The organism is Burkholderia sp. IMCC1007 (assembly GCF_027257875.1).
Taxonomy (GTDB): domain Bacteria; phylum Pseudomonadota; class Gammaproteobacteria; order Burkholderiales; family Burkholderiaceae; genus Burkholderia.
Genome location: NZ_JAPVQY010000115.1, coordinates 1 through 6,874, shown reverse-complemented (window position 1 = coordinate 6,874; position 6,874 = coordinate 1). Strand labels below are relative to the sequence as shown.

6 protein-coding genes and 1 pseudogene are annotated in these 6,874 nt (G+C 69.5%); 4 read left to right on the top strand and 3 right to left on the bottom strand.

Annotated features, from left to right (window positions below; all coding sequences use genetic code 11):
• From O1Q03_RS39585 to O1Q03_RS39575, 3 genes and pseudogenes are all read right to left on the bottom strand, one after another.
• A pseudogene (locus O1Q03_RS39585) lies at positions 1-1,193 on the bottom strand (cytochrome C); the annotation flags it as partial.
• On the bottom strand, positions 1,183-1,689 hold the full coding sequence (locus O1Q03_RS39580) for a (2Fe-2S)-binding protein (protein WP_269511515.1): 507 nt from the start codon (positions 1,687-1,689) through the stop codon (positions 1,183-1,185). The pseudogene O1Q03_RS39585 and the gene O1Q03_RS39580, both read right to left, overlap by 11 nt.
• A 177-nt stretch (positions 1,690-1,866) precedes the next feature.
• Complete coding sequence (locus O1Q03_RS39575; protein ID WP_269511512.1) at positions 1,867-3,024, bottom strand: FAD-dependent monooxygenase; 1,158 nt, start codon at positions 3,022-3,024, stop codon at positions 1,867-1,869.
• A gap of 298 nt (positions 3,025-3,322) precedes the next feature.
• On the opposite strand from O1Q03_RS39575, the gene O1Q03_RS39570 reads away from it, so the two are divergent.
• The 4 genes from O1Q03_RS39570 to O1Q03_RS39555 are packed head-to-tail and all read left to right on the top strand — an operon-like array spanning position 3,323 to position 6,695.
• Entirely contained in the window at positions 3,323-4,075 is a 753-nt protein-coding gene (locus tag O1Q03_RS39570; protein WP_269511510.1) for a maleate cis-trans isomerase family protein, read from the top strand.
• Between the two features lie 27 nt (positions 4,076-4,102).
• On the top strand, positions 4,103-4,933 hold the full coding sequence (locus O1Q03_RS39565) for an alpha/beta fold hydrolase (protein ID WP_269511507.1): 831 nt from the start codon (positions 4,103-4,105) through the stop codon (positions 4,931-4,933).
• A gap of 45 nt (positions 4,934-4,978) precedes the next feature.
• Positions 4,979-6,028, top strand: a complete 1,050-nt coding sequence (locus tag O1Q03_RS39560; RefSeq protein WP_269511504.1) for a 2,5-dihydroxypyridine 5,6-dioxygenase — start codon at positions 4,979-4,981, stop codon at positions 6,026-6,028.
• Between the two features lie 19 nt (positions 6,029-6,047).
• Positions 6,048-6,695, top strand: coding sequence for an isochorismatase family protein (locus O1Q03_RS39555; RefSeq protein WP_269511500.1), 648 nt, complete (start codon positions 6,048-6,050; stop codon positions 6,693-6,695).
• The last annotated feature ends 179 nt before the right edge of the window (positions 6,696-6,874 follow it).

Here is a 6,874-nt window from a genome sequence, read left to right as displayed (position 1 = left end):
CCCGCACCGCCGCCGGCCAGCCAGCGGCGCCAGCGCGACGGCCGGCGCGCTGCGTCCGGCCGCCCTTCGGCGAGATCGGCCGGCACCGGCCGTGCCAGTGCCGCACGAATGCGCGCGGCGTCGAACGGCGGCGCGCGAAACCGCACGCCCGTCGCGTCGTACAGCGCGTTCGCGATCGCGGCGGCGGCCGGGGCGGCCGCCTGTTCGATCCGTTGCGCGTCGCGGGTCGACAATGGCTGCGCGCGCTCGGTGCCGGCGGTCGCCGGCTCGAACGCAACGAGTTCATGCGCGATCGCGTCCGGCGGCATGTCGTGACCGGTCTCGTCATGCGCAGCACGCGCGGACAGCCGCGCGCCCATCACGCGCGAGATCGCCGCCTCGATCTGCCACGCGGGCAGACCGGCCATCGACGGCTGCCCCGGTTCGCCCGCACCCTGGCCCGCCACCACGCGCCGCACCGCGACGTCGCCCGTCGCGCGATCGACGTCGAGATCGACGACCCACGCGGACCAGTGCGAGGCGCTGTCGGGCGTGGCATCGGCCGCGGCATCGACCGTGGCATCGGGCGGCGGCTTCCCGCTGTCGAGCGGCGCCGCGAGCGTGCTGGCGCCGTCGAATGCGAAGCCGCGGCCGCTGACACGCGTATTCGACTGCGTACGCACGTCGGGCGCGGTCGGTTCGCCCCACGCGGCGCGTTCGCTGACCATCCGGATAATCTCGCGCGGCCCCGCATCGCGCGACGCATCGAGATGCTGCAGACGCAGCGCGACAGGATCGCGGCCCAGCGTACCGGCCAGTTCGTCGACGAAGGATTCGCGTGCGAACGCGTGCGCATGGCCGGGAATCGCACGATCGGCGTCGGCCATTTCGATCGACGTCTGCGCATGCCGGTAGACGAACGGCGACGACGGCGCGAACGCTTCGCCATCGGTTGTCGCGGGTTGCGCATCCGGCGTCGCGCCGGCTTGCGCGCGATACCGCCACGTCGTCATTCGCCCATCGGGCGCGATCCGCGTTTCGACGTTGAACGACGCGTGCGCGCATGCATCGCCGATCGGCCATTCGTAACGCGCGCGATGCGTGCGCGCCGCACCGCGCCCGCGCTGCGCGGACTCGGCGACGATTTCACCGCGCCGCTCGTCCCGCGTTGCGTCGGGTTCCGGCCGCACGACCGAGCCGTGATCATGCTTCATCGCCATCGCCCCGCAGATAACGCGCGGCCCGATGCACCGCGCGAACGATCTCCAGATGCGTGCCGCAGCGGCACAGGTTGAAGCGCAGCGCGGCGCGGATCGCCGCATCGTCCGGCGACGAATTGCGGTCGAGCAGCGCTTTCGTGCTCATGATCATGCCGTTCAGGCAATAGCCGCATTGCGCGGCCTGCTCGTCGATGAACGCGCGCTGGATCGGATGCGGCGCATCGCGCGAGCCGAGCCCTTCGAGCGTCGTCACGTCGCGCCCGTCGGCCGCGGCGGCCGGCACGACGCACGAACGCGTCGGCTGTCCGTCGACGAGCACCGTGCATGCGCCGCACTGGCCGAGCCCGCAGCCGTATTTCGGGCCGTTGAGCGCGCAGTCGTTGCGCAGAACCAGCAGCAGCGGCGCATCGGGCGCGGCATCGTCGAACGTGTGCGGCGTGCCGTTCACGCGAAACGCGAGCGGCCGCGACGAAGAAGCGGGATGGGACATGAATGGATCCGGAAGGCAGCGTGCGCGCCGGGGCCGGGCCGGCGGCGGGCACGGGCCGCCGGCTCGCGACGTTCGGCGTCGCGCACGCTGCTCACGTATAACACGCCGAAATGCGCGCGGTCCGCCGCACCGAGCCGCGATACGGCCGCGCACCGCACGGTGCCGGGCTCGCGTGCGTCAGGCGACGGCCGCGACGGTGCTGCGCGACGGCGACTCGAGCGGCACGTCGAACACGTCGTAGCCGAACACCCACGCCGGATCCTCGTTGGTGCGCAGCCACGTGTTGTTGTGCGACACGAGCTGCACCTTGGACGCGCGCGCCGCGCGATTCGCCTCGTACAGCGCGAACGCGCCCGCGTAATCGCCGATGCCGACTTCGTCGAGACAGCGCGCGAGCATCGCGGCATCCTCGATCGCCATCGCCGCGCCCTGCGCCATGTGCGGCTTCATCGGATGGCACGCATCGCCGAGCAGCACGAGGCGGCCGCGGCTCCACAACGGCAGCGGATCGCGCTCGAGCAGCGGCCACTTCGTGATCGACGGCGACACGTCGATCAGGTGCTGGATGTCCGCATGAAAACCCGCGAACGCTTCGCGCATTTCGTCGCGGCTGCTGTCGACCATCGACACGCCCTCCGGCCACTCGGCCTGCGGCACGCCGGTCACGTAGTAGTACTCGTCGCGCTTCTCGGTCACGTAGTAGACCATCATGTGGCGATCCTCCGACCACCACTTCACGCACATGTCGTACGGCTTGTTGCCCAGCAGCGCCGCCGGGAACACCGCGCGATGCGCGACGTAGCCCGTATAGCGCGGCGGCTCCGCGCCGAGCAGATGCTCGCGGATCCGCGAATTCACGCCGTCCGCGCCGATCACGATGTCGGCCGTATCGACGCTGCCGTCGGCGAACGTCAGGCGCACGTCGCTGCCGGTGTCCTCCACCGCTGCAAGCCGCTTGCCGAAGCGGATCGTGCCGGGCGTCACCGCCTGCGTCATCAATGCATGGAAGTCGCCGCGATGCACGGTCAGATAGCTCGCGCCGTACGTGTTGCGCGCGTAGTCGCCGAGCGGAATCTGCGACAGCACGTCGGCCGTCTGCCAGTCGCGGCTGTACCAGAAATCCGGATGCGAGCCCATCGTCTCCAGCGCGTCCTCGCAGCCGATGCGCCGCATGATCTTCATCACGTTCGGGCCGAGATGGATCCCCGCGCCGAGGCGCGAGAACGCCGGCGCCTGTTCGTACAGCGCGACGTCGTAGCCGCCGCGCTGCAGCAGCGCAGCCGCGGCCGTGCCGCCGAGACCGGCGCCGATGATTGCGATACGGGGTTTGCTCATGCGGATCTCCTGATCGTGGGCCCGTCGCCGAACACGGCGCGAGAACGGGCGGATTGAATGGCGTTTATGTAGCGTACACACTCAATTTATTCAGGACAAGCGGATTGTTGAGCACGGCTCGGATATACGGGAAAACACCGATTATTTCCCGAGATACCGTGCGCACAAAAGCCTCTCGTCGATCTACAAGCATTTTGATCCATTGCCATTTTCAAATGTACACACTAGACTTTGCTCGAAATCAGGCGATCCCGCAGCCGCGTGCCGCCCCACCCTTACCGACACGGAGCCTCCCGTCATGAGCAAGACCTACCGCATCGGCCAGATCGTGCCGAGTTCCAACACGACGATGGAAACCGAGATTCCCGCGATGCTGCGCTTGCGCGAAACGATCCGGCCCGAACGCTTCACGTATCACGCGAGCCGGATGCGGATGAAGAAGGTCGTCAAGGAGGAACTGGCGGCGATGGATGCCGAATCCGACCGCTGCGCGATGGAGCTGAGCGACGCGCGCGTCGACGTGCTCGGCTATGCGTGCCTGGTCGCGATCATGGCGATGGGCCACGGCTACCACCGCGTGTCGCAGAAGCGTCTGCGCGAGCGCACGCAGGAGAACGGCGGCGACGCGCCCGTCATCACCAGCGCCGGCGCGCTCGTCGATGCGCTGAAGGTGATCGGCGCGAAGCGCATCGTAGTGGTCGCGCCGTACATGAAGCCGCTGACCGAGCTGGTGGTCGACTACGTCCGCAACGAAGGCTACGACGTGATCGCGTACCGCGCGCTCGAAATCCCGGACAACCTCGACGTCGGCCGCCACGACCCGGCACGCCTGCCCGACATCGTGAAGACGCTGCCGTACCAGGACGCCGACGCGATCGTGCTGTCCGCATGCGTGCAGATGCCGTCGCTGCCGGCCGTCGCGAAGGTCGAGGCGATGACGGGCAAGCCGGTGATTACGGCCGCGATCGCGACCACCTACGCGATGCTGCGCGAGCTCGATCTCGAACCCGTCGTGCCCGGCGCCGGCGCGCTGCTGTCCGGCGCGTACTGAGCGCCGCCGCTTCTTCGGAGTGATCTCATGTCCTCGACTTTCCTGTACGGCGCGAACGTTCATGCGAACGGCATCCGCCAGCACTACCTGCGCTACGGCGGCGCGTCCGGCGCGCGCGCGTCGCGCCCGGCGGTCGTGCTGATCCCCGGCATCACGAGCCCCGCGATCACGTGGGGCTTCGTCGGCGAAGTGTTCGGCGCGGCCTTCGACACCTATGTGCTCGACGTGCGCGGCCGCGGGCTGTCCGAAGCATCGCCGACGCTCGACTACGGTATCGACGCGCAGGCCGACGACATCGCGGCGCTGGTCGCCGCGCTCGGCCTGGCGCGCACGAGCGTCGTCGGTCATTCGATGGGCGCGCGAATCGCTGCGCGCGCCGCGCGGCGCGACATCCGCGGGCTCGAATGCGTCGTGCTCGTCGATCCGCCGGTGTCGGGCCCGAACCGCCGCGACTATCCGGGCAAGCTGCCGTGGTACATCGACTCGATGGCGCTCGCGCGCGCCGGCACCGACGCCGAAGGGATGCGCGCGTTCTGCCCGACCTGGACCGACGCCGAGCTGCAACTGCGCGCCGAATGGCTGCACACCTGCGACGAGCGCGCGGTGCGCGCGACGTACGAAAGCTTCCATACCGACGATTTCCACGCGGACGCCGCGCGGCTGACCGTGCCGTCGTTGCTGATCACCGCCGAGCGCGGCGACGTGGTGCGCGACGACGACGTCGCGGAACTGCAGCGCGCGACGCCGTCGATGCGGCACGTACGCGTGCCCGACGCGGGCCACATGATTCCGTGGGACAACGCGGCGGGTTTCTACGCCGCGTTCGGCGACTTCCTCGGCGCGCCGCTCGCGGGCTGATTTCACGTCACCCTTCTTTCCTTCACGCCTTTACCGGAGCCGACGATGCCAGTCAGCGACACCCAACTGATCGACGCGTGGAAGCAGGTGCTCACGCTGTCGCGCCTCGAACCCGGCCAGACCGTCACGATCCTGACGAGCGCGGCCACGCATCCGCAAACGCTGTCGTGCGCGCTGATCGCGACGCAATCGCTGGGCGCGATCGTCAACCGCCTCGACCTGCCGCCGGTAAACGGCGAGAAAGCCTTCAGCCGCGACCCGCTCGCGTATCTCGGCACGACGCCGCTGACCGGCAACCGCGCCGCGATCGCCGCGCTGCGCGAGAGCGATCTCGTGCTCGACCTGATGACGCTGCTGTTCTCGCCCGAGCAACACGACATCCTGAAGTCCGGCACGAAGATCCTGCTCGCGGTCGAGCCGCCCGAAGTGCTGGTGCGGATGGTGCCGACGCTCGCCGATCGCACGCGCGTGCTCGGCGCCGCCAGAAAGATCGCCGCCGCGCGCGAGATGCGCGTGACCTCGGCGGCCGGCACCGCGCTCGTGTGCCCGCTCGGCGATTTCCCGCCGACCGCCGAATACGGCTTCGTCGACGCGCCGGGCCGCTGGGATCACTGGCCGAGCGGCTTCGCGCTCACCTACCCGAACGACCGCACCGCGCACGGCACGATCGTGATCGATCGCGGCGACATCCTGCTGCCGCAGAAGCACTACGTGAGCGAGCCGATCGCGCTGACCGTCGAAGGCGGCTACGCGACGCGCATCGAAGGCGGCGTCGACGCCGACCTGTTGCGCGACTACATGGAAACCTTCGCCGACCCGGAAGGCTATGCGATCTCGCACATCGGCTGGGGACTGCAGCCGCGTGCACGCTGGTCGACGCTCGGCCTGTACGACCGCGAAGCGACGATCGGGATGGATGCACGCGCATTCGAAGGCAACTTCCTGTTCTCGCTCGGACCGAACAACGAAGGCGGCGGCAATCGCACGACCACCTGCCACATCGACATCCCGCTGCGCCGCTGCACGGTCGAGCTCGACGGCGAGACCGTCGTGCGCGAAGGCCGCGTGATCGATCGACCCGACCAACCCGCGTGACCGACGAGTACCTGACACCATGACCGATCTCTCCCATCACGCCGAAGCGGGCGTTTATCGCCAGCAGGGTTTCGGCACGCCGCTGCCGCCGCACGGCAACATCGGACTGCTGATCGTCGACTTCGTGGTCGGCTTCGCCGATCCCGCGACGTTCGGCGGCGGCAACATCGCGCCGGCGATCGCGCGCACCACGAAGGCGCTCGCGCTCGCACGCGAACGCGGCTGGCCGGTCGCGCACAGTCGCATCGTGTACGCGGACGACGGCAGCGACGACAACGTGTTCTCGCTGAAGGTGCCCGGCATGGCGACGCTGACCGAGCATCATCCGAACAGCGCGATCGTGCCCGAACTGACGCCCGCTGCCGGCGAGCTGGTCGTGCGCAAGACCGTGCCGTCGGCGTTCTTCGGCACGCAGCTCGCGCCGTGGCTCGCGCAGCGCGCGGTGCAGACGCTGCTCGTCGCGGGGGCCGTGACGAGCGGCTGCGTGCGCGCGAGCGTCGTCGATGCGATGTCGCACGGGTTCCGCCCGCTGGTGCTCGCCGATTGCGTCGGCGATCGCGCGATCGCGCCGCATGATGCAAACCTGTTCGACATGCAGCAGAAATACGCAGCCGTGATGCCGCTCGACGATGCGATCGCGGCGATCGATGCCGTGCACGCGCGTTGAGCCAACGCGTCGAGCCGTCACGCAGCGCGGGCGCCGGCCGTTGCCGGTGCGCGCCCGCGCGCGATTGACGCTGCGGTTTTGGCGACCTAGATTGAACGCGGGCGCTGCGGGCGCTGCGGGCGCTGCGGGCGCTGCGGGCGCTGCGGGCGCTGCGGGCGCTGCGGGCGCTGCGGGCGCTG